The organism is Klebsiella pasteurii (assembly GCF_018139045.1).
GTDB classification, from domain to species: domain Bacteria; phylum Pseudomonadota; class Gammaproteobacteria; order Enterobacterales; family Enterobacteriaceae; genus Klebsiella; species Klebsiella grimontii.
The window spans coordinates 2,764,245-2,784,109 of record NZ_CP073236.1 but is presented as its reverse complement, the minus strand read 5'-3'; the positions used below and the strand labels follow the sequence as shown (position 1 = coordinate 2,784,109).

General features: G+C 56.1%; 20 protein-coding genes and 1 pseudogene. 17 read left to right on the top strand and 4 right to left on the bottom strand.

Annotation, left to right across the window (positions count from 1 at the left end; genetic code table 11):
- Positions 1–28: 28 nt before the first annotated feature.
- From KCG39_RS13035 to rpoS, 9 genes are all read left to right on the top strand, one after another.
- Complete coding sequence (locus tag KCG39_RS13035; RefSeq protein ID WP_004124286.1) at positions 29–355, top strand: DUF3561 family protein; 327 nt, start codon at positions 29–31, stop codon at positions 353–355.
- 140 nt (positions 356–495) lie between these two features.
- Positions 496–813: a cell division protein FtsB gene (gene ftsB / locus KCG39_RS13030; RefSeq protein WP_004124270.1), complete on the top strand. Its 318-nt coding sequence runs from the start codon at positions 496–498 to the stop codon at positions 811–813.
- Positions 814–832: 19 nt separating this feature from the next.
- Complete coding sequence (gene ispD, locus KCG39_RS13025) at positions 833–1,543, top strand: 2-C-methyl-D-erythritol 4-phosphate cytidylyltransferase (protein WP_004124269.1); 711 nt, start codon at positions 833–835, stop codon at positions 1,541–1,543.
- Positions 1,543–2,022 carry a 2-C-methyl-D-erythritol 2,4-cyclodiphosphate synthase gene (gene ispF, locus KCG39_RS13020; protein ID WP_004124268.1) on the top strand — a complete coding sequence of 160 codons (480 nt, stop codon included), beginning with the start codon at positions 1,543–1,545 and terminating at the stop codon, positions 2,020–2,022. Before ispD ends, ispF begins: the two co-directional genes overlap by 1 nt.
- On the top strand, positions 2,019–3,068 hold the full coding sequence (gene truD / locus KCG39_RS13015) for a tRNA pseudouridine(13) synthase TruD (protein WP_211811621.1): 1,050 nt from the start codon (positions 2,019–2,021) through the stop codon (positions 3,066–3,068). Before ispF ends, truD begins: the two co-directional genes overlap by 4 nt.
- Positions 3,049–3,810, top strand: coding sequence for a 5'/3'-nucleotidase SurE (gene surE / locus KCG39_RS13010; RefSeq protein WP_004124266.1), 762 nt, complete (start codon positions 3,049–3,051; stop codon positions 3,808–3,810). Before truD ends, surE begins: the two co-directional genes overlap by 20 nt.
- A complete protein-coding gene (locus KCG39_RS13005) occupies positions 3,804–4,430 on the top strand; it encodes a protein-L-isoaspartate(D-aspartate) O-methyltransferase (RefSeq protein ID WP_004124265.1) in 627 nt (208 codons plus the stop codon). Before surE ends, KCG39_RS13005 begins: the two co-directional genes overlap by 7 nt.
- A gap of 122 nt (positions 4,431–4,552) precedes the next feature.
- Entirely contained in the window at positions 4,553–5,671 is a 1,119-nt protein-coding gene (gene nlpD / locus KCG39_RS13000; protein WP_004124262.1) for a murein hydrolase activator NlpD, read from the top strand.
- Between the two features lie 158 nt (positions 5,672–5,829).
- Positions 5,830–6,822 (top strand): RNA polymerase sigma factor RpoS, encoded by a 993-nt coding sequence (gene rpoS, locus KCG39_RS12995; protein WP_004104962.1) that lies wholly within the window; start codon positions 5,830–5,832, stop codon positions 6,820–6,822.
- A 65-nt stretch (positions 6,823–6,887) separates the two neighbouring features.
- Here rpoS and KCG39_RS12990 read toward each other — a convergent pair whose 3' ends face one another.
- Positions 6,888–7,265, bottom strand: a complete 378-nt coding sequence (locus KCG39_RS12990; RefSeq protein ID WP_004124261.1) for a hypothetical protein — start codon at positions 7,263–7,265, stop codon at positions 6,888–6,890.
- Positions 7,262–8,476, bottom strand: a complete 1,215-nt coding sequence (locus KCG39_RS12985; protein ID WP_142468452.1) for an MFS transporter — start codon at positions 8,474–8,476, stop codon at positions 7,262–7,264. The genes KCG39_RS12990 and KCG39_RS12985 overlap by 4 nt, the downstream gene beginning before the upstream one ends.
- Before the next feature lie 107 nt (positions 8,477–8,583).
- Here KCG39_RS12985 and KCG39_RS12980 point away from each other — a divergent pair, with 107 nt between their 5' ends.
- The gene (locus KCG39_RS12980; RefSeq protein ID WP_004124258.1) at positions 8,584–9,471 is read left to right on the top strand and encodes a LysR family transcriptional regulator; all 888 of its coding nucleotides are present in this window, start codon (positions 8,584–8,586) and stop codon (positions 9,469–9,471) included.
- On the opposite strand, the gene KCG39_RS12975 is transcribed toward KCG39_RS12980, so the two are convergent.
- Positions 9,468–9,887, bottom strand: coding sequence for a MarR family winged helix-turn-helix transcriptional regulator (locus KCG39_RS12975; protein ID WP_004124256.1), 420 nt, complete (start codon positions 9,885–9,887; stop codon positions 9,468–9,470). The genes KCG39_RS12980 and KCG39_RS12975 overlap by 4 nt on opposite strands.
- Before the next feature lie 170 nt (positions 9,888–10,057).
- Here KCG39_RS12975 and KCG39_RS12970 point away from each other — a divergent pair.
- The 4 genes and pseudogenes from KCG39_RS12970 to KCG39_RS12955 all read left to right on the top strand — a co-directional run bounded on the left by KCG39_RS12970 (position 10,058) and on the right by KCG39_RS12955 (position 12,813).
- Positions 10,058–10,649 (top strand): annotated as a pseudogene (locus KCG39_RS12970) (non-oxidative hydroxyarylic acid decarboxylases subunit B).
- Positions 10,649–12,076 carry a non-oxidative hydroxyarylic acid decarboxylases subunit C gene (locus KCG39_RS12965; RefSeq protein WP_004124250.1) on the top strand — a complete coding sequence of 476 codons (1,428 nt, stop codon included), beginning with the start codon at positions 10,649–10,651 and terminating at the stop codon, positions 12,074–12,076. The pseudogene KCG39_RS12970 and the gene KCG39_RS12965 overlap by 1 nt, the downstream one beginning before the upstream one ends.
- A 10-nt stretch (positions 12,077–12,086) precedes the next feature.
- Positions 12,087–12,323 carry a non-oxidative hydroxyarylic acid decarboxylases subunit D gene (locus KCG39_RS12960; RefSeq protein ID WP_004124248.1) on the top strand — a complete coding sequence of 79 codons (237 nt, stop codon included), beginning with the start codon at positions 12,087–12,089 and terminating at the stop codon, positions 12,321–12,323.
- Between the two features lie 337 nt (positions 12,324–12,660).
- The gene (locus KCG39_RS12955; RefSeq protein ID WP_032742193.1) at positions 12,661–12,813 is read left to right on the top strand and encodes a Hok/Gef family protein; all 153 of its coding nucleotides are present in this window, start codon (positions 12,661–12,663) and stop codon (positions 12,811–12,813) included.
- Between the two features lie 118 nt (positions 12,814–12,931).
- On the opposite strand, the gene mutS is transcribed toward KCG39_RS12955, so the two are convergent.
- Complete coding sequence (gene mutS / locus KCG39_RS12950) at positions 12,932–15,493, bottom strand: DNA mismatch repair protein MutS (protein WP_004124242.1); 2,562 nt, start codon at positions 15,491–15,493, stop codon at positions 12,932–12,934.
- A 648-nt stretch (positions 15,494–16,141) separates the two neighbouring features.
- Here mutS and KCG39_RS12945 point away from each other — a divergent pair.
- The 3 genes from KCG39_RS12945 to KCG39_RS12935 all read left to right on the top strand — a co-directional run bounded on the left by KCG39_RS12945 (position 16,142) and on the right by KCG39_RS12935 (position 19,859).
- Positions 16,142–16,681, top strand: a complete 540-nt coding sequence (locus KCG39_RS12945; RefSeq protein WP_004124241.1) for a fimbrial protein — start codon at positions 16,142–16,144, stop codon at positions 16,679–16,681.
- 79 nt (positions 16,682–16,760) lie between these two features.
- On the top strand, positions 16,761–17,315 hold the full coding sequence (locus KCG39_RS12940) for a fimbrial protein (protein WP_004124239.1): 555 nt from the start codon (positions 16,761–16,763) through the stop codon (positions 17,313–17,315).
- Positions 17,316–17,390: 75 nt separating this feature from the next.
- Positions 17,391–19,859: a fimbria/pilus outer membrane usher protein gene (locus tag KCG39_RS12935; RefSeq protein ID WP_142468451.1), complete on the top strand. Its 2,469-nt coding sequence runs from the start codon at positions 17,391–17,393 to the stop codon at positions 19,857–19,859.
- The last annotated feature ends 6 nt before the right edge of the window (positions 19,860–19,865 follow it).

The following is a 19,865-nucleotide window of genomic DNA, read 5'->3' as shown; positions in this document are numbered from 1 at the left end:
GCCGATCGCCAGGTCAACAGGATTCGATATGCGCAATACCCAGAACATCAGTATTATTCGTTCAGAACCGCCGCCGGCAGTCAGCGACGAGACCACCTGGTCTCTGTCGGGTGCTGCCGTTGGCTTTATTTCATGGCTGCTGGCGCTGGGTATTCCCTTCCTGATCTATGGCAGTAACACGCTATTTGTCCTCCTCTATACCTGGCCGTTCTTTCTGGCATTAATGCCGGTTGCCGTCGTGGTTGGCATCGCGCTGCATTCGCTGATGGACGGTAAACTTCAGTACAGCGTCTGCGCGACGATTTTGACCGTCGGACTGATGTTCGGTCTGCTGTTCCTCTGGCTACTGGGGTAGTCCTTTTTACGAATGAATCTAGCCTGGGTATCAACGGTAAAAATGTGGTACAGTCCCCGCGTTACGCGGCGTCGTCCGCGCGCCAGAGTAGAGAACTCGGGCGAGTTATGGGATGATGATGCCGTTTTTCAGGGGGCAGGATGGGTAAACTAACGCTGCTGTTATTGGCTTTGCTGGTCTGGCTACAGTACTCGCTGTGGTTCGGCAAAAATGGCCTGCACGACTATAGCCGGGTTGATGACGATGTCTCCGCGCAGCAGGCAACTAACGCTAAATTAAAAGCACGCAACGATCAGCTATTCGCCGAAATTGACGACCTCAACGGCGGTCAGGAAGCTATCGAAGAGCGCGCACGCAATGAACTCAGTATGACCCGCCCGGGCGAAACGTTTTATCGTCTGGTGCCGGATGCGTCAAAACGCAACCAGGCTGCGGGGCAACAGCAGAATAATCGATAAACAGGCCCAGGATTACAACATGGCAGCCACTTTTCCGGGCGTTTGCGCCGTGGTGCCGGCAGCCGGTTTTGGCCGCCGCATGCAAACGGAATGCCCTAAACAATATCTCTCAATCGGTAACAAAACGATTCTCGAGCACGCGGTCGCCGCGCTGCTGGCAAACCCGCGTATACGGCGGGTGGTCATCGCCGTCAGCCCGGGTGACGTGCGCTTTAGCCAACTGCCGTTGGCGAACCATCCTCAAATCACCGTCGTTGATGGCGGGACAGAACGCGCGGATTCCGTTCTCGCTGGCCTGAAGGTGCTTGGCGAGGCTGATTGGGTGCTGGTGCACGATGCCGCGCGCCCCTGCCTGCACCAGGATGACCTCAGCCGCCTGCTTCAATTATGCGACACCAGCCGTACGGGCGGCATTCTGGCCGCCCCGGTTCGCGACACGATGAAGCGCGCGGAGCCGGGCAGGGCGGCCATCGCCCATACCGTTGAGCGTAATGATTTATGGCATGCGCTGACGCCGCAATTTTTCCCTCGCGAACTGCTTGTTGATTGCCTGACGCGGGCGCTTAATGAAGGGGCGACTATCACCGACGAAGCCTCGGCGCTGGAGTACTGCGGCTTCCATCCTGAACTGGTCGCCGGACGAGCTGATAATATAAAAGTGACGCGCCCGGAAGACCTGGCGCTGGCCGAATTTTACCTTACCCGTTCCCGACACCAGGAGAAGGCTTAATGCGAATTGGACACGGTTTTGACGTACACGCTTTTGGCGGTGAAGGCCCAATCATCATCGGCGGCGTGCGCGTGCCCTACGAGAAAGGGCTGCTGGCGCACTCCGACGGCGACGTCGCGCTGCACGCGCTGACCGATGCGCTGCTCGGCGCGGCGGCGCTGGGCGACATCGGCAAGCTGTTCCCGGATACCGATCCGGCCTTTAAAGGCGCCGACAGCCGCGAACTGCTGCGCGAAGCGTGGCGGCGGATTCAGGCGAAAGGCTATACCCTTGGCAACGTTGACGTCACTATCATCGCCCAGGCGCCGAAAATGCTGCCGCATATTCCCCAGATGCGCGTCTTTATCGCCGAAGATCTCGGCTGCCATATGGACGATGTGAACGTCAAAGCCACCACCACGGAAAAGCTGGGCTTTACCGGCCGCGGCGAAGGCATTGCCTGTGAAGCGGTGGCGCTGCTGCGTAAGGCGGAGAAATGATCGCTTTTGACGAACTCACCTACCTACATGGAAAACCGCTGAGCCAGGGGCTGCTAAAAGCCAGCCCGGAGGACTTTTTGGTGGTGGAAGATCTCGGTTTTGCCCCCGATGGTGAAGGCGAGCACGTGCTGGTGAGGATTCTGAAAAACGGCTGCAATACCCGTTTTGTTGCTGACTCACTGGCAAAATTCCTTAAAATTCATGCGCGTGAAGTGAGCTTTGCCGGGCAGAAGGACAAACACGCGGTGACTGAACAGTGGCTGTGTGCCAGAGTGCCGGGCAAAGAGATGCCCGACCTGAGCAAATTTCAGCTCGAGGGTTGCCAGGTTCTGGAGTACGCGCGCCATAAGCGCAAGCTGCGCCTCGGGGCGCTGAAGGGGAACCAGTTTACTCTGGTACTGCGCGAAGTCAGCGCCCGCGACGATGTCGAAAAGCGTTTACAGGCGATTGCCGAGCATGGCGTACCCAACTATTTTGGCGCCCAGCGCTTCGGTATCGGCGGCAGTAACCTGCAGGGGGCGCTGCGCTGGGCCGAGAACGGCGCGCCGGTGCGCGATCGCAATAAACGCAGTTTTTGGTTGTCGGCGGCCCGCAGCGCATTGTTTAATCAACAGGTTGGTATTAGATTAAAAAAACCGGAATTTAATCAGGTTGTTGATGGCGATGCGCTACAATTAGCGGGGCGCGGAAGCTGGTTCGTTGCGGCCTCTGAAGAACTGACGGAACTCCAGGCGCGGGTAGATAACCGCGAGCTGATAATTACCGCTGCGCTTGTGGGCAGCGGCGACTGGGGAAGCCAACGGGGTGCGCTGGCCGCTGAACAGGCGGCAGTGGCCGAAGAGACGCAGCTACAGGCGCTGCTGGTGCGTGAGAAAGTAGAGGCCGCCCGCCGGGCGATGCTGCTCTATCCCCAGCAGATGAGCTGGAACTGGTGGGATGACGTTACCGTTGAACTGCGTTTCTGGCTGCCCGCAGGCAGCTTCGCCACCAGCGTAGTAAGGGAGCTTATCAATACAACGGGTGACTATGCGAATATTGCTGAGTAACGATGACGGGATTCATGCGCCGGGCATTCAGACCCTGGCAAAGGCCTTACGAGAATTCGCTGAGGTTCAGATAGTTGCACCCGATCGTAACCGCAGCGGAGCGTCGAATTCCCTGACGCTGGAATCTTCGCTACGTACTTTCACTTTTGATAACGGCGATATCGCCGTACAGATGGGCACCCCGACGGACTGCGTTTACCTCGGCGTGAACGCCCTGATGCGGCCGCGTCCGGATATTGTGGTTTCCGGCATTAACGCCGGTCCCAACCTCGGTGACGACGTCATCTATTCCGGCACCGTTGCCGCCGCGATGGAGGGCCGTCATCTCGGCTTTCCGGCGCTGGCCGTCTCGCTAAACGGCTATCAGCATTATGATACCGCCGCCGCGGTCACCTGTTCGATTCTGCGGGCTTTAAGCCGCGAGCCGCTGCGCACCGGGCGCATTCTGAATATCAACGTGCCGGATCTGCCTCTTGAGCAGATTAAAGGTATCCGCGTGACCCGCTGCGGCAGCCGTCATCCTTCCGATCAGGTGATCCCGCAAAAAGATCCGCGCGGCAATACGCTGTACTGGATTGGACCTCCGGGCGAGAAGTACGACGCCGGGCCGGATACCGACTTCGCCGCCGTGGATGAAGGCTATGTGTCGGTCACTCCGCTACATGTCGATTTAACCGCCCACGGCGCACATGAGGTGGTGAGCGGTTGGCTGGATCGCGTTGGGGTTGATACGCAATGGTAAGTAAACGTGTTGAAAGTCTTCTCAATCAGCTCCGCACGCAGGGCATTATTGACGAGCGCGTGCTGAACGCGATCGCGCTGGTGCCGCGAGAAAAGTTTGTTGATGAAGCCTTTGAACATAAGGCGTGGGAAAACACGGCGCTGCCGATTGGCCAGGGGCAAACCATCTCGCAACCCTACATGGTGGCGCGGATGACCGAGCTTCTGACGCTAACGCCGGAGTCAAGGGTGCTGGAAATTGGCACCGGATCTGGCTATCAGACGGCGATCCTGGCGCATCTGGTGCATCACGTATGCTCGGTTGAGCGTATTAAGAGTTTGCAGTGGCACGCGCGGCGTCGCCTTAAACAACTTGATTTACATAATGTTTCAACCCGTCACGGCGATGGATGGCAGGGTTGGCAGGCACGCGCGCCGTTCGACGCGATCATCGTTACCGCCGCGCCGCCGGAAATTCCGGCTGCGCTGCTGGCGCAGCTGGACGATGGCGGCGTACTGGTGCTGCCGGTAGGCGAAGAGCACCAGTTCCTGAAGCGAATCCGTCGGCGCGGCAACGAGTTTGTCATTGATACTGTCGAAGCCGTGCGCTTTGTACCCCTCGTGAAAGGGGAGTTGGCCTGAACCCGGATTATTCCAGGTTTTTTTGCCTGCATTTAGGCATAGGGTGGACGCATTTTTCGTGTCCTGGCCGGGCGCCGTCCGGTGAGCAAGATATTGGTAGTTAACATATTCCTGGGGGATAAATGAGCGCGGGAAGCCCAAAATTTACCTTAAGCCGCATTGCGGCTTTGTCACTGGTGTCACTCTGGCTGGCAGGCTGCAGCAGCTCCAACAATCCGCCTGCGCCGGTCAGCTCGGCTGGCGGGGCTTCGTCTTCCAGTACGAATTCCGGAATGCTGATCACGCCTCCGTCAAATAACGTCCCACAGGCGCGCCCGGTACAAACGCAACCGGTGCAGACGCAGCCCGTTCAGGTTCAGCCGATGGCTCAGGAGCCGGTGCAAACGGTGAACGGTAAAATTGTCTACAACCGTAAGTATGGAGATATTCCGAAAGGTAGCTATACCGGCGGCAGTACCTATACTGTTAAACGCGGCGACACGCTATTCTATATTGCGTGGGTCACCGGGAACGACTTCCGCGACCTGGCGCAGCGTAATAATATCCCGGCGCCGTACGGTTTGAACGTTGGTCAGACGCTGCAGGTTGGCAACGCATCCGGCCAGCCAATCACCGGTGATAACCCTGTCGCCCAGGCCAGCGTGAAGGCCAGCAACGGCGGGATGTTAACCGCAAATTCTGCACAAAAATCCACCGCGGTGGTTGCGTCCCAACCAACTATTACGTATTCTGAATCCTCAGGTGAACAGAGTGCTAATAAGATGTTGCCTAATAACAAGCCTGCGACGACAACAACCGTCGCGCCAGTTACGGCCCCAGCTGTCAGCACAACCCAATCGACTGCAAGCAGTACGTCAACCAGTTCGCCGATCTCTTCATGGCGCTGGCCGACTGATGGCAAGGTTATCGAGAACTTTAGTGGTGCCGAAGGTGGCAATAAAGGTATTGATATCGCAGGCAGTAAAGGACAGGCTATTGTCGCGACCGCAGATGGGCGCGTCGTCTATGCCGGTAACGCACTGCGCGGTTACGGTAATCTTATTATCATCAAACACAACGATGATTACCTGAGCGCCTACGCACATAACGATACGATGCTCGTAAAAGAGCAACAAGATATCAAGGCGGGGCAGAAAATCGCTACCATGGGTAGCACAGGTACTAGCTCTACACGTTTGCATTTTGAAATTCGTTACAAGGGGAAATCCGTCAACCCGCTGCAGTATTTACCGCAGCGATAATTTGGCAAAGTACGGATAAGCTCAATATCGCTAACAAAGGCGCCAGGGCGGCCGCGATGCCTTCTTCACCGGGGCAGAAAAGGTTATCGTCCTGGCGTCTTTTGAGTGATGTTTAGCGAAGGTGCTTTGCTTAGGGATCACGGGTAGGAGCCATCTTTATGAGTCAGAATACGCTGAAAGTTCATGATTTAAATGAAGACGCGGAATTTGATGAGAACGGAGTCGAGGTTTTTGATGAGAAAGCCTTAGTTGAAGAGGAACCCAGTGATAGCGATCTGGCTGAGGAAGAGCTTCTTTCGCAGGGAGCCACCCAACGGGTGCTCGATGCGACGCAGCTTTATCTTGGAGAGATTGGTTATTCCCCGCTGCTGACGGCCGAAGAAGAGGTTTATTTTGCGCGTCGCGCGCTGCGTGGTGATGTTGCGTCACGCCGCCGGATGATCGAAAGCAACCTGCGTCTGGTCGTCAAGATAGCCCGTCGTTACGGCAATCGTGGTCTGGCTCTGCTGGATCTGATTGAAGAAGGTAACCTGGGGCTGATTCGCGCAGTTGAGAAGTTTGATCCGGAACGTGGGTTCCGTTTTTCGACTTACGCGACCTGGTGGATTCGTCAAACGATTGAACGGGCGATCATGAACCAAACCCGTACGATCCGTTTACCGATCCATATCGTCAAAGAGCTGAACGTCTATCTGCGTACCGCACGCGAGTTGTCCCATAAGCTGGACCACGAGCCAAGCGCGGAAGAGATAGCCGAACAGCTGGATAAGCCAGTTGATGACGTGAGCCGGATGCTGCGTCTGAACGAGCGCATTACCTCGGTGGATACTCCACTGGGCGGCGACTCGGAAAAAGCGCTGCTGGATATTCTGGCCGATGAAAAAGACAACGGTCCGGAAGACACCACGCAGGACGATGATATGAAACAAAGCATCGTCAAATGGCTGTTCGAACTGAACGCCAAGCAGCGTGAAGTGCTGGCTCGTCGCTTCGGCCTGCTGGGCTATGAAGCCGCGACGCTTGAGGATGTGGGCCGCGAAATTGGCCTGACCCGCGAACGCGTGCGTCAGATCCAGGTAGAAGGCCTCCGCCGCCTGCGGGAGATCCTGCAAAGCCAGGGGCTGAATATCGAAGCGCTGTTCCGCGAGTAAGACACCTTTCTTAAAAAAGGCTCAATCGTTTGATTGGGCCTTTTTCTTTTTTGGGCCTCCGTCGCTTATGCGAGCGCCGTCTCGTGGAGGTGCAGCCAGTTGATTTTCCCTTCCTGCAGACGGAAAAGAACCGTCGACCAGCGTGCGGTGTCCGCTTTGCCGGGTAAAGCGTGGATTTCCCGATAGAGCACCGCTGCGCCATCGTGCCATTCGGCAAGTATGGCGGCATTGTCGATGACAATCTTCAAGCCCGGGCGGCTGGCGCGAGCCTCGCGAAAAAAAACGCTGACCGACTGATGGTCCATGCGCATACCGTTTATCGGGATCATGCTAAATTCCTGGCTAAAGCGATGCAGCAGCGCTTCGGCGCTCCCTTCCCCCTGATTCAGCCAGTTTTCTATAGCCACGTGGGCCGTAATAACTTCCGCAATATAGCGATTCATTTGTTCTCCATTTTACCGTGCAGGCGTAAGACGAGCGCCCGATTATCGAATTTTAGGCAACCCAGCAGCGGCACCAGGGTCAAAACGGCGGCGGCGATAAATACGCCGCGCCACGCCAGCGGGGTTGGCCAGTAAAGTAAAAAAACGCTCAGTAAAGCCGCCAGTAGCGCAGATCCTATCAGGAAACTGAGCTGGCGATTGAGGTTCCACAGCGCGCTGGCGTCCGGCATATCGGGGTTCGCCACGTTAAGAAACGCGCTGCTCTGGGCCGTACTGCTGCACAGGCTGCCGCCTGCGCCCATCAGGATAAACGCCGCGATCAGCGCGCTGCTGGCGGTATGCGCATTGACGCCAGCCAGGATGATTATTCCGGCTGCCTGGAGAAGGCAGCCCAGCGCAATCAGGGGGCGGGGGCCGAGACGATTAAAATAGCGGACGGTCGTCGCGATCGCCACAAATGAGGCCAGCGACCACGGAAGCATCAGGGAGCCGATGGTGGAGGGCGCCATCCCCGTCACGCTTTGCAAATAAAACATCCCGACGACATTAATTCCTATAAACGTCCCCGGCACGCAGAGATAGACCAGCATAGAAAAGCGCAGCAGCGGGTCGCGCAGTAACGAAATATGTAAAAAGCCGCCCGGCCGCGCGATGCTCTTCTCATCCCTGAGCCACAGCGCGGCCAGCCCGAACGTCAGCAGCGCTATCGGCAGGCTGGCAAAGAAAACCCAGCGCCAGCTCAACGACTGCACCAGTACTCCGCCGAGCGCCGGAGAGCACGCCGGCGCCAGCAGCCCAACCAGCATCACTGCGGCGGAAAGTTTCGCCCGTTCGTGAGGCTTGAATTGTTGCCAGGTTAACGCCTGTCCTAGCGGAATCAGCAGCCCGCCGCCCATCCCCTGCAGGGCGCGCCACATGACGAGTCTTATCAACGAGTCGGCCATCCCGGCAGCCAACGCTCCGAGGCTAAACAAGGTAAGCGAAAGCAGGAATACCCGCCGGGCCCCAAACTGCTGGCTGAGCCAGGCGCTAAACGGCAGCACCAGGGTGAGCCCGGCAATATAGCCATTGCTGACCCACGCCAGCTCGCCCACCGACGCGTGTAGCGTCCGGCCCATCGCCGGAAAGGCAACGCTGGCGATAAACATATTGATTAAGTCGAGAAAGAAACCCAGCAGAAAAACGGTTGCGACCTTGTTGCGATACGTCATTGATGAAATCCCCCGTGAAGGCCGCTACTGTAAACCTCAGTATCAGGGCGAATAAACACGACATTCGGAGATATACTGTCGTAAATATTTTGACAATGGGCGGCGCGATGCTGAATCTGCAGCGAATGAACATGTTTGTGGCGGTAGTCGATAGCGGGAGTTTTACCGCGGCGGCGGCGGCTCTGGGGCAGACCAAGGCGGTGGTGAGTTTCAACGTCCGCCAGCTGGAGAGCGAGCTGGGGGTCACGCTGCTGTTGCGATCGACCCGGCGGCTGACGCTTACCGAAGCCGGTTCGCTGTTCTATCATCGCGGGGTCGCGCTGCTGAAAGCGGCGGAAAACCTGCAGGACGACGTCCGGGGCAGCCACGTGGGGTTGAGCGGCGAGCTGCGGATCACGACGACGCCTGAATATGGCGCGCAGGTGATTATTCCGGCGCTGGCAGAGTTCAGCCTGCGGCATCCTGCGCTCCACGTACGCCATGTTTCCTCGTCTCATCACGCGGATTTAATCTCAGAACGGTTTGACGTGGCGATTCGCCTCGGCACGCTGGCGGATTCGCGCTACCGCGCGGCGCTGATCTCGCGCTTTGCCATCGTCCCGGTTGCAGCCCCGTCATGGCTGGCGCAGCATCCTGTAAAGACGCTTGATGATCTGGCGAAATCGGCGTGGATTATTCATGAACGTCTGACCGCGCCGCTCCGCTGGCAGCTTAGCGGGCCCCATGACGAGAGTATTGCCTTCGAGATTAAACCGGCGCCGCGGCTGTCGGCGGATAGCGCCAGCGCGCTGATGGCTTTTGCGCTGGCAGGGAGCGGCATCGCGCTGCTACCCGAATGGCTGGTGGCCGCTGCGCTGGCGGATGGCGCACTGGCGAAGGTAATGCCGGCGTTTAGCTTTCCGCCCCAGGGGGTATACGCGGTTTACCCGGACGCGCAGCATATTCCTGCCAGGGTGCGGGCGTTTATTGATTTTTTACGCGAACGCCTGGGTTAACGCTGTTGTTCTTGCGCCATCAGCTTGTGGATGATGTGCGAAAACTGTTGGCGCTCCTCATCGCTCAGCCGACCTAAAAACTCTTCGTCGACGGCGTGACCCAGCGGCATTGAGCTTGCCAGTAACGCTTCGCCTTCCGCGGTTAAATAGACAAACCGACGGCGTTTGTCCGCCGGGTCGTGTTCGCGGCGAACCAGACCGCGGCTCTCCATTCGGCTCAGCATCTCCGCCAGTGTCGCTTTGGTGCTGACCGCCGCTTCCGTTAACGTCACCTGTTCAATGCCGGGATGCTCGGCAATAGAACGCATCACCGCATACTGCGGTTTGGTGAGGTCCGGCAGTTCAAGCTGCCAGCGGGCGGTGTGCTGCTGAAAAAGCTGGCGCAGCAGGTGGAACGCCTCGTTTTTTAACTCCATGACCACTCCCAAAAAAAACCGTCGGTTCTATGATAGCCGTTCGAAGGGCGTTTGAGCATTTTTCCTGTTTTGATGAAAAATGCGGCCGTGTACGAACGAACTTGCAAGAAAAGCTTATCAAGCGTAGCTTTAATAAAAATGTTCGTATACGAACAAAATGTGAGGCGATGATGAAGCTAATAGTAGGGATGACCGGAGCGACGGGCGCTCCGCTGGGCGTTGCGCTGCTGAAAGCGCTTCGTGAGATGCCGGAAGTGGAAACGCATCTGGTGATGTCAAAGTGGGCCAAAACCACCATTGAACTGGAAACGCCGTACAGCGCCCGTGAAGTGGCGGCGCTGGCCGATTTCTCGCATAGCCCGGCGGATCAGGCCGCCATCATCTCATCAGGTTCATTTCGTACCGACGGCATGATCGTTATCCCCTGCAGTATGAAAACGCTGGCCGGTATCCGTGCCGGTTATGCCGAGGGGCTGGTTGGGAGGGCCGCGGACGTGGTGCTGAAAGAGGGGCGTAAGCTGGTGCTGGTACCGCGCGAAATGCCGTTGAGCACTATCCATCTGGAAAACATGCTGGCTCTGTCGCGCAGGCGTGGCGATGGTGCCGCCCATGCCCGCCTATTACAACCATCCCAAAACCATTGAGGACGTCACTGACCACGTTGTCACGCGGGTGCTGGATCAGTTCGGTCTGCAATATCACAAAGCGCGCCGTTGGAACGGGTTACGGGCGGTAGAGAATATTTCACAGGAGAATGAATAATGGCTTTTGATGATTTGCGCAGCTTTTTGCAGGCGCTGGACGAGCAGGGGCAACTGCTGAAAATTAGCGAAGAAGTGAACGCGGAGCCGGATCTGGCCGCGGCGGCAAACGCCACCGGGCGCATCGGCGATGGCGCTCCCGCGCTGTGGTTTGACAATATTCGCGGTTTTACCGATGCGCGCGTGGCAATGAACACCATCGGCTCCTGGCAGAACCACGCTATCTCGCTAGGTCTGCCGCCGAATACGCCAGTGAAAAATCAGATCGACGAATTTATTCGTCGCTGGGATAAATTCCCGGTGACGCCGGAGCGGCGGGCAAACCCGGCGTGGGCGGAAAATACCGTCGACGGTGAGGCGATTAATCTGTTCGATATTCTGCCCCTGTTCCGTCTCAACGACGGCGACGGCGGCTTTTATCTCGACAAAGCCTGTGTGGTTTCTCGCGATCCTCTCGACCCGGACAATTTTGGCAAGCAAAACGTCGGCATTTACCGTATGGAGGTGAAGGGCAAACGTAAACTGGGCCTGCAGCCGGTACCGATGCACGATATCGCTCTGCATCTGCACAAAGCGGAAGAGCGCGGTGAAGACCTGCCGATTGCCATCACCCTGGGAAACGATCCGATTATTACCCTCATGGGCGCTACGCCGCTGAAATACGATCAGTCGGAATATGAGATGGCCGGCGCGCTGCGCGAAAGTCCTTATCCTATCGCGACCGCTCCGCTGACCGGCTTTGACGTGCCGTGGGGCTCAGAGGTGATCCTCGAAGGGGTGATTGAAAGCCGCAAGCGTGAAATCGAAGGCCCGTTCGGCGAATTTACCGGCCACTACTCCGGCGGCCGTAATATGACGGTGGTACGAATTGATAAAGTCTCTTACCGCAGCAAACCGATCTTCGAGTCCCTCTATCTCGGCATGCCGTGGACCGAGATCGACTATCTGATGGGCCCGGCCACCTGTGTGCCGCTGTATCAGCAGCTGAAGGCTGAGTTCCCCGAGGTACAGGCCGTCAACGCGATGTACACCCACGGCCTGCTGGCGATTATCTCCACCAAAAAACGCTATGGCGGCTTTGCCCGCGCGGTAGGCCTGCGGGCGATGACCACGCCGCATGGTTTGGGCTACGTGAAGATGGTGATCATGGTTGATGAGGACGTCGACCCGTTCAACCTGCCGCAGGTGATGTGGGCGCTGTCGTCGAAGGTCAACCCGGCCGGGGACCTGGTGCAGTTGCCTAATATGTCGGTACTGGAGCTCGATCCAGGCTCCAGCCCGGCGGGGATCACCGACAAACTGATTATCGACGCCACCACGCCGGTTGCGCCCGATCTGCGCGGCCACTACAGCCAGCCGGTACAGGATCTCCCTGAAACCAAAGCCTGGGCTGAAAAACTGACCGCCATGCTGGCCAACCGTAAATAAGGAGAAAAAGATGATTTGTCCACGCTGCGCCGATGAACATATTGAAGTGCTGGCAACGTCGCCGGTAAAAGATGTCTGGACGGTATTCCAGTGCCAGCACTGTTTCTACACCTGGCGTGATACGGAACCGCTACGCCGTACCAGCCGCGAACATTATCCGGAAGCGTTCCGCATGACCCAGAAGGATATTGATGACGCGCCGATGGTGCCGCATATTCCGCCGCTGCTGGCGGAAGATAAACGCTAAAATCAACGGGGTCCGCTTAGTCGGGCCTTTTTTATATTGAGTTAATCAATGCAAAATATTTATTAATTAATTTTCAAATTACATAAAAGGTTAATAAAGCAGATATATTTGCGAGTTATCTCCAGTTTATAATAAACTCAACGAGTTTGATAAATTACCGATAAGCTTCGCAGCCGGGAAAATATAGAATAGCGGCGGGTGCTTGAGGTTATCTGGCTTTGAGCATTTATAAAGATTCAGATAAACGAAAGCCCCAGAAGATATTTCTATCAACTGAGGCTGACGGATGAACCTGAACAATTCAGATGTTAGTCTCTTCTTTGCAGGGAGGCAAGACATGCTAACAAAATATGCCCTTGTGGCAATCGTCGTACTGTGTATTGCGGTACTGGGATTTACGCTTTTGGTGCGCAGCTCGCTGTGCGAACTCAGTATTAAAGAGCGTAGTATGGCGTTTAAAGCTGTTCTCGCTTACGAATCGAAGAAATAGCATCAGCGCGGGGGCAACCCCGCGTATTGGTTGTCAGGATGCATCCTCTCGCACCCAGTTTGCATTTATTAAAACGGCAGCACCGCAGGACGCTGCCGTTTTTCACGTTAAACGAGAACTATACCAGGCTCTTCAGGCGATAGATCCACTCCAGCGCCTGGCGCGGAGTCAGCGAATCCGGGTCAAGATTCTCCAGCGCTTCAACCGCGGGCGAGGTCTCTTCCGGAGCGGAAAGCAGCGACATCTGGGTACCGTCCACCTGCGTGGCGGCAGCGCTCGGCGCGATGCTTTCCAGCTCGCGCAGCTTCTGCCGCGCGCGCTTAATCACCTCTTTTGGCACTCCGGCCAGCGCGGCAACCGCCAGACCGTAGCTCTTACTGGCCGCACCATCCTGCACGCTGTGCATAAAGGCAATAGTATCCCCGTGCTCCAGGGCATCAAGATGGACGTTGGCCACGCCTTCCATTTTCTCCGGCAGTTGGGTCAGCTCGAAGTAGTGGGTGGCAAACAGGGTCAGGGCTTTGATCTTATTCGCCAGATTTTCCGCGCAGGCCCACGCCAGCGACAGGCCATCGTAGGTCGAGGTACCGCGTCCAATTTCATCCATCAGCACCAGACTATGCTCGGTGGCGTTATGCAGAATATTAGCGGTTTCGGTCATCTCTACCATAAAAGTTGAGCGGCCGCTGGCCAGGTCATCCGCCGCGCCGACGCGGGTGAAAATACGATCGATAGGGCCGATGTCGACTTTTTCCGCCGGAACGTAGCTGCCGATATACGCCAGCAGGGCGATCAGCGCGGTCTGGCGCATATAGGTACTTTTACCGCCCATATTCGGACCGGTGATAATCAGCATTCTCCGCTGCGGGGCGAGGTGCAGCGGGTTGGCGATAAACGGCTCTTTCAGCACCTGCTCAACCACCGGATGGCGGCCTTCGCTAATCCGAATGCCCGGCTTATCGCTAAAGGTCGGGCAGCAGTAGTTGAGGGTCTCCGCGCGCTCGGCGAGGTTCACCAGCACATCGAGCTCCGCCAGCGCGCTGGCGCTCTGCTGCAGGTCGCCAAGATGCGGCAGCAGCATATCGAAAAGCTCATCGTACAGCTGCTTTTCCAGCGCCAGCGCCTTCCCTTTGGAGGTCAGCACTTTGTCTTCATACTCCTTCAGCTCAGGAATAATATAGCGCTCGGCATTCTTGAGGGTCTGGCGACGGACGTAGTGGATCGGCGCGTGCTGGCTCTGGCCGCGGCTAATCTGGATGTAGTAGCCGTGGACGGCGTTGTAGCCCACCTTCAGCGTGTCCAGCCCCAGACGCTCGCGCTCGCGAACTTCCAGTCTGTCGAGATAATCGGTCGCGCCATCGGCCAGGCCGCGCCACTCATCGAGTTCCGCATTATAGCCGGGGGCGATAACGCCGCCGTCGCGAACCAGCACCGGCGGCGCATCGATAATCGCCCGTTCCAGAAGTTCGCGCAGCTCGCTAAATTCCCCCATCTTTTCCCGGAGCCGCTGCACCGGCGCGCAGTCGACGTCGGCCAGCATGGCGCGCAGCGCCGGCAGCTGCTGGAAAGCGTAACGCATACGCGCTAAATCGCGAGGGCGGGCGGTGCGCAGCGCCAGGCGGGCCAGAATACGTTCGAGGTCGCCGACCTGACGCAGTACCGGCTGCAGTTCGGTGTAATGTTCCTGCAGCGCGCCGATGGTCTGCTGGCGCTCTACCAGCACGGTGGTGTCGCGCGCCGGCATATGCAGCCAGCGCTTCAGCATACGGCTGCCCATGGGGGTCACGGTGCAGTCGAGTACCGAGGCGAGGGTATTTTCAAAGCCGCCGGCCAGGTTCTGGGTTATCTCCAGATTGCGGCGCGTGGCCGCATCCATAATGATGCTGTCCTGCTGGCGCTCCATCGTGATGGAGCGGATATGCGGCAATGACGTGCGCTGGGTGTCTTTGACGTACTGCAGCAGGCAGCCGGCGGCGCACAGGCCGCGCGGGGCGTTTTCAACGCCGAAACCAACCAGATCGCGCGTGCCGAACTGGAGATTGAGCTGCTGGCGCGCGGTGTCGATTTCAAATTCCCACAGCGGACGACGGCGCAGGCCGCGGCGACCCTCAATAAGCGACGACTCGGCAAAATCCTCCGCGTACAGCAGCTCGGCGGGGTTGGTGCGCTGGAGCTCGGCAGCCATCGTTTCGCGGTCAGCGGGCTCGCTCAGGCGAAAACGCCCGGAGCTGATATCGAGGGTGGCGTAGCCAAAACCTTTGCTGTCCTGCCAGATGGCGGCCAGCAGATTGTCCTGGCGTTCCTGCAGCAAGGCTTCATCGCTGATGGTTCCCGGGGTCACGATGCGGACGACTTTGCGCTCCACCGGCCCTTTGGTGGTTGCCGGATCGCCAATCTGTTCGCAAATGGCCACCGACTCGCCCTGATTCACCAGTTTGGCCAGATAGTTTTCCACCGCGTGGTGCGGGATCCCGGCCATCGGAATCGGTTCGCCCGCGGAAGCGCCGCGCTTCGTCAGCGAGATATCCAGCAGCTGCGACGCGCGTTTCGCATCGTCATAGAACAGTTCGTAAAAATCACCCATCCGGTAAAACAGCAGGATCTCCGGGTGCTGGGCTTTCAGCTTGAGATACTGCTGCATCATGGGGGTGTGGGCGTCGAAATTCTCTAATGTACTCATCTGTTATTGATGTCCATTTTCTTACGTTTTAACGCGTTAGCGGAGTTTATTGTTTTCATGACGTCGCGCTATTGCTCATCGGTTCCCGTGACATTGTGCTTTTCTTTTCATTGACACATAGGCCGCATGATAACGGAGTCTTCAGGTCAGGAAAACAAGAAGGCGCGATGGGCCCATGAATCGACTTCCTCGCCTCTTAGCCGCTGCGTAATGTCCATTGCGTGGGCTGCTTTTTACTATCCCTATATCAGGAAAAGCCATTTGTTAATAAATTGTGATCTATGTTACAATTGCTTTACTGCGAATGTCGGTCCTCTATCATTTATTAATTACCTGACGCAATTTGTTTTTAGGATATATCTCAGGGCTCTGCGAGTTAATTTCCTATGGTGGCATTGTTCGCGAGGTTAAATCTTTTTTTAATTCCCCTGTAAATGTATCTCTTTTTACCTAAAAAATGATTTGTTAGTATTTTTGTCGACCAGGGGATCTGGCTTTAATTAAATTATTAATATTAATTAATAGTCTAATTATTGAAACGGATTTTTCGGTGATGCGGAGGGCTGGAAATTGTTGGGTGAATAGACTTCGGCAATTTTATAGCTCCTTACTCTTTTAGGATAAAAATTTATAACGCAGGAATTTTCTATGAAACTGAATAAAGTTGCTATGGCTGTGGCATTAACTGCTGCTCTCGGCTCAATGTCTGCACTGGCTGATACCACGAATGGTCAGATTGAGCTTCAGGGTGAGCTGGTGAATACCGCGTGTGGTTTAGCTCCGTCGTCCAGCCCGGTAACCGTTGATTTTGGTCAGGTTCCAGTTTCCCTGCTGCAAGGCGGTGGTCAGGCAACTGAAACCAAAAACATCGAGCTGCAGTACTGCGATACCACTATCGCCAGCAGCGCCGTTGTTTCCTATACCCCGACTTCGGTTAACCCGAACGATCCTACTCTGGCTGCATTTACTTCTGGTACTGCATCCGGTGCAGGTATCGGCCTGAAAGACAGCGCTAGCCAGACTGTAACCTGGGGCGCGCAGACCACTCCGGTCACCCTGGTTGATGGTACTAACACCATTCCTTTCGTGGCATTCCTGAAAGCGGAAGCGGCAGCGAGCGGTTCTACCACCACCGTAACTGCAGGCGCATTCCAGTCAACGATCAATTTCACTATCGATTATCAATAATCGATTTTGAATTATCGCTCGCGGGGAGATTTCTCCCCGCGATATTGGAGTAGGTGCCAGATAATATGGAATTCTGAGTATGGTTAAGGATACAGAGAAAAAGAGACTGATGGCGTTATTGGTATCGGGATTACTCTTTTCCGGACATGCTTCGAGTACTAGTTTTACGCCTGGACAGCTGGCTCTTTCGGGGGAGCTGGTGGCTGCCGCATGCGATATTGATCCTAATTCACGGGAGCTATGGGTAGATTTCGGTAACATTTCCGCTCGCGATATTAATAGCGATCAAGAAAGTAAGCTTATCCGGCCTTTTTTAGTGCGCTTAATTGGCTGCGCCTCTTTCGGCAGCGTAAATCAATCAACGCCAGGCGCTTATGCCACGATTACTTTTACCGGAAATGCTTCATCACAGGACCCGACAGTATTAATTCCGGATGGTGAAGGAAAGGGTTTTGGTATCCAGATTCGCGATCGCCATGGGGAAATTTTAACGTTTGGAGAACCCTCATCGGGATATCTCCTGAGTGATGAGAATAATACGCTGAAATTTACCGCTACGCTGGTGCCGGTTCAGCAGCATATTAAGGCCGGGGATTTTTACGCCGTCACTCGTTTTTTTATGGATTACAACTAGAAACAAGCCAGCGATTGCTGTTGGAGCTTGTTTGTCGCGCACGATATTTTACTGAATGATTCGGGATGAATAGTCATGTCAGCAGAACAAAAAATAAAAACAATCCTCTCTCAGATGCTTTTTTTCTGCTGTACCTCTATGGCATACGCCTCAACCGACGTCGAATTTAATACTGACGTACTGGATGCGGCCGATCGCGACAATATCGATTTAACCCGTTTCGCCACCGACAACTATGTCCCGCCGGGCGAGTACTTATTAGATATTAAAATAAATGGCCAGGCGGTCGGGCAGCAAAAGGTTCGCTATCTGGCTTCTAAAGACCAGAAGCATACCCAGGCCTGCATTAACGGCGAAATTCTTGCCAGATTGGCGTTGAAAGAGGAAGCGCAGCAAAAGGTCGCCCAGCCGTTTGCCGATTGCTATGACCTGCTGAGCCTTCCTGGCGCCACCCTCAGTAACTACGCCGGGGTGCTGGACATCACCGTCCCGCAGGCGTGGATGAAATACAACGATCCGAACTGGACGCCGCCGGAGCGCTGGGACCAGGGGATCGGCGGATTTTTGCTCGATTATAGCCTGACCGGGCAATATACCCGCCAGCTTGATATGCATGAAGATTACAGCACCCTGAGCGGATACGGTCAGACCGGGGTTAACCTCGGCGGCTGGCGCCTGCGCGGCGAATATCAGACCAGCTATTACAGCGCGACGCATCAATTTGATTTCGATATGAATCAGATCTACGCCTACCGTCCGCTGCCGATGATGGCGGCAAAGCTGACGGCGGGGGAGATCTATCTTGATTCTCAGGTCTTCGACACCGTGCGCTTTACCGGGCTTAATCTCGCCAGCGATGAGCGTCAGCTACCGCCAAACCTGCAGGGGTACGCGCCGGAAATTCGCGGTCTGGCCAAGACCAACGCCAAAGTGACGGTGAAGCAGAGCGGGCGCATCATTTATGAAACGACGGTGCCAGCCGGGCCGTTTAATATTCAGGATTTACGCAGCTCGGTGCGCGGTACGCTGGATGTGCAGGTGGAAGAGCAGGATGGCTCAATTTCGACTTTCCAGGTTAACACCGCCAACATTCCTTATCTTACGCGTCCCGGCTACGTGCGCTACAACGTGGCCATCGGCGCGCCGTCCCGCTATAGCCATAAAATTCAGGGCCCCGGTTTTGCTTCCGGCGATTTCTCCTGGGGGATCACCAACGCCTGGTCGCTGTACGGCGGGTTACAAAGCGCAGGGGCTGAATATACCGCAGTCTCCGCCGGTATTGGCCGCGATCTCAGCGTACTTGGCGCCCTCTCGCTGGACGCCACGGAGTCCTACAGCCAGCAGTCAAACCAGAAACGGCTTAAAGGAACCTCGTTTAAGCTGAGCTATGCAAAAACGTTCGACGAATATAATAGTTCCATTACCTTCGCCGGATATCGCTTCTCGCAGGAGGACTTCCGCTCTTTCTCGCAATATCTCAACGAGCGCTATGAGGGTTACGACAGTCTTGGGCGTGAAAAAGAAGTCTATACCATCACCGGGAATAAAACGTTCTGGGCCGATGAGCTAGGCAAAGCAACCACCGTTTTTCTGACCTATACCCATCAGAATTACTGGAATCGAAGCAGCCAGGATCGCTACGGCATCTCATTAGGGCGCTCGTTTAACGTCGGTAATATTCGCGGGATCACCACCAATATTTCGGCCTACCGTTCGGATTACGAAGGGCGGAAAGACGACTCTATTGCTTTCTCGCTTTCCATTCCGGTTGGCGATAGCAAATGGAGCGGTCTCGACGTGCAGACCAATAACGGCAAAACCAGCCCGATGCTCTCCTATACCGACAGCAGCGACTACAACAACCTGTGGCGTCTGCGTGCCGGAGCGAGCCAGAGCGGCTATGCCAACGTCGACGGCTACTATCAGCGCCGCTCGCAGTACGCTGAAATCAACAGCAACGCCAGCTATCAGCAGGATCACTATCTCTCTCTGAGCAGCACCCTGCGCGGCGGCTTTACCGCGACCCGGCACGGGGCGGCGATCCACAACAGCGGCGCGACGCTCAACACGGCGCGCGTAATGGTGAACACCAACGGCATCGGCGACGTGCCGCTCAATGACGGTAAATCAAGAACCAATAATTTCGGCATCGCCGTTATTCCGGACATCGTGAGCTACAACAGCTTTGATACCCGGGTTGACGTTGATGCGATGTCGGAATCCATCGAACCGGCAAAAGCCATCAGCACCGCCACGCTGACCGAAGGCGCTATTGGCTATCAGACCTTCGGCATGGCGCAGGGCGAAAAAATGATGGGCATTATCCGCCTGGCTGACGGTACCTATCCGCCGTTCGGCGCCGAGGTTATCAACGGCGATGGCGTAAGCGTATCGATGATTATGGAAGGTGGGCAGGGATGGCTGGCAGGGGTTAATCCTCAGGAACTGCTAAGCGTAGTGTGGAGCGGGAAAAAGCAGTGTCAGATTGCCATCCCGCCGACCATAGAGCGTCGTTCGACAGCCGCGCTATTGCCGTGTAAATGACAGTGA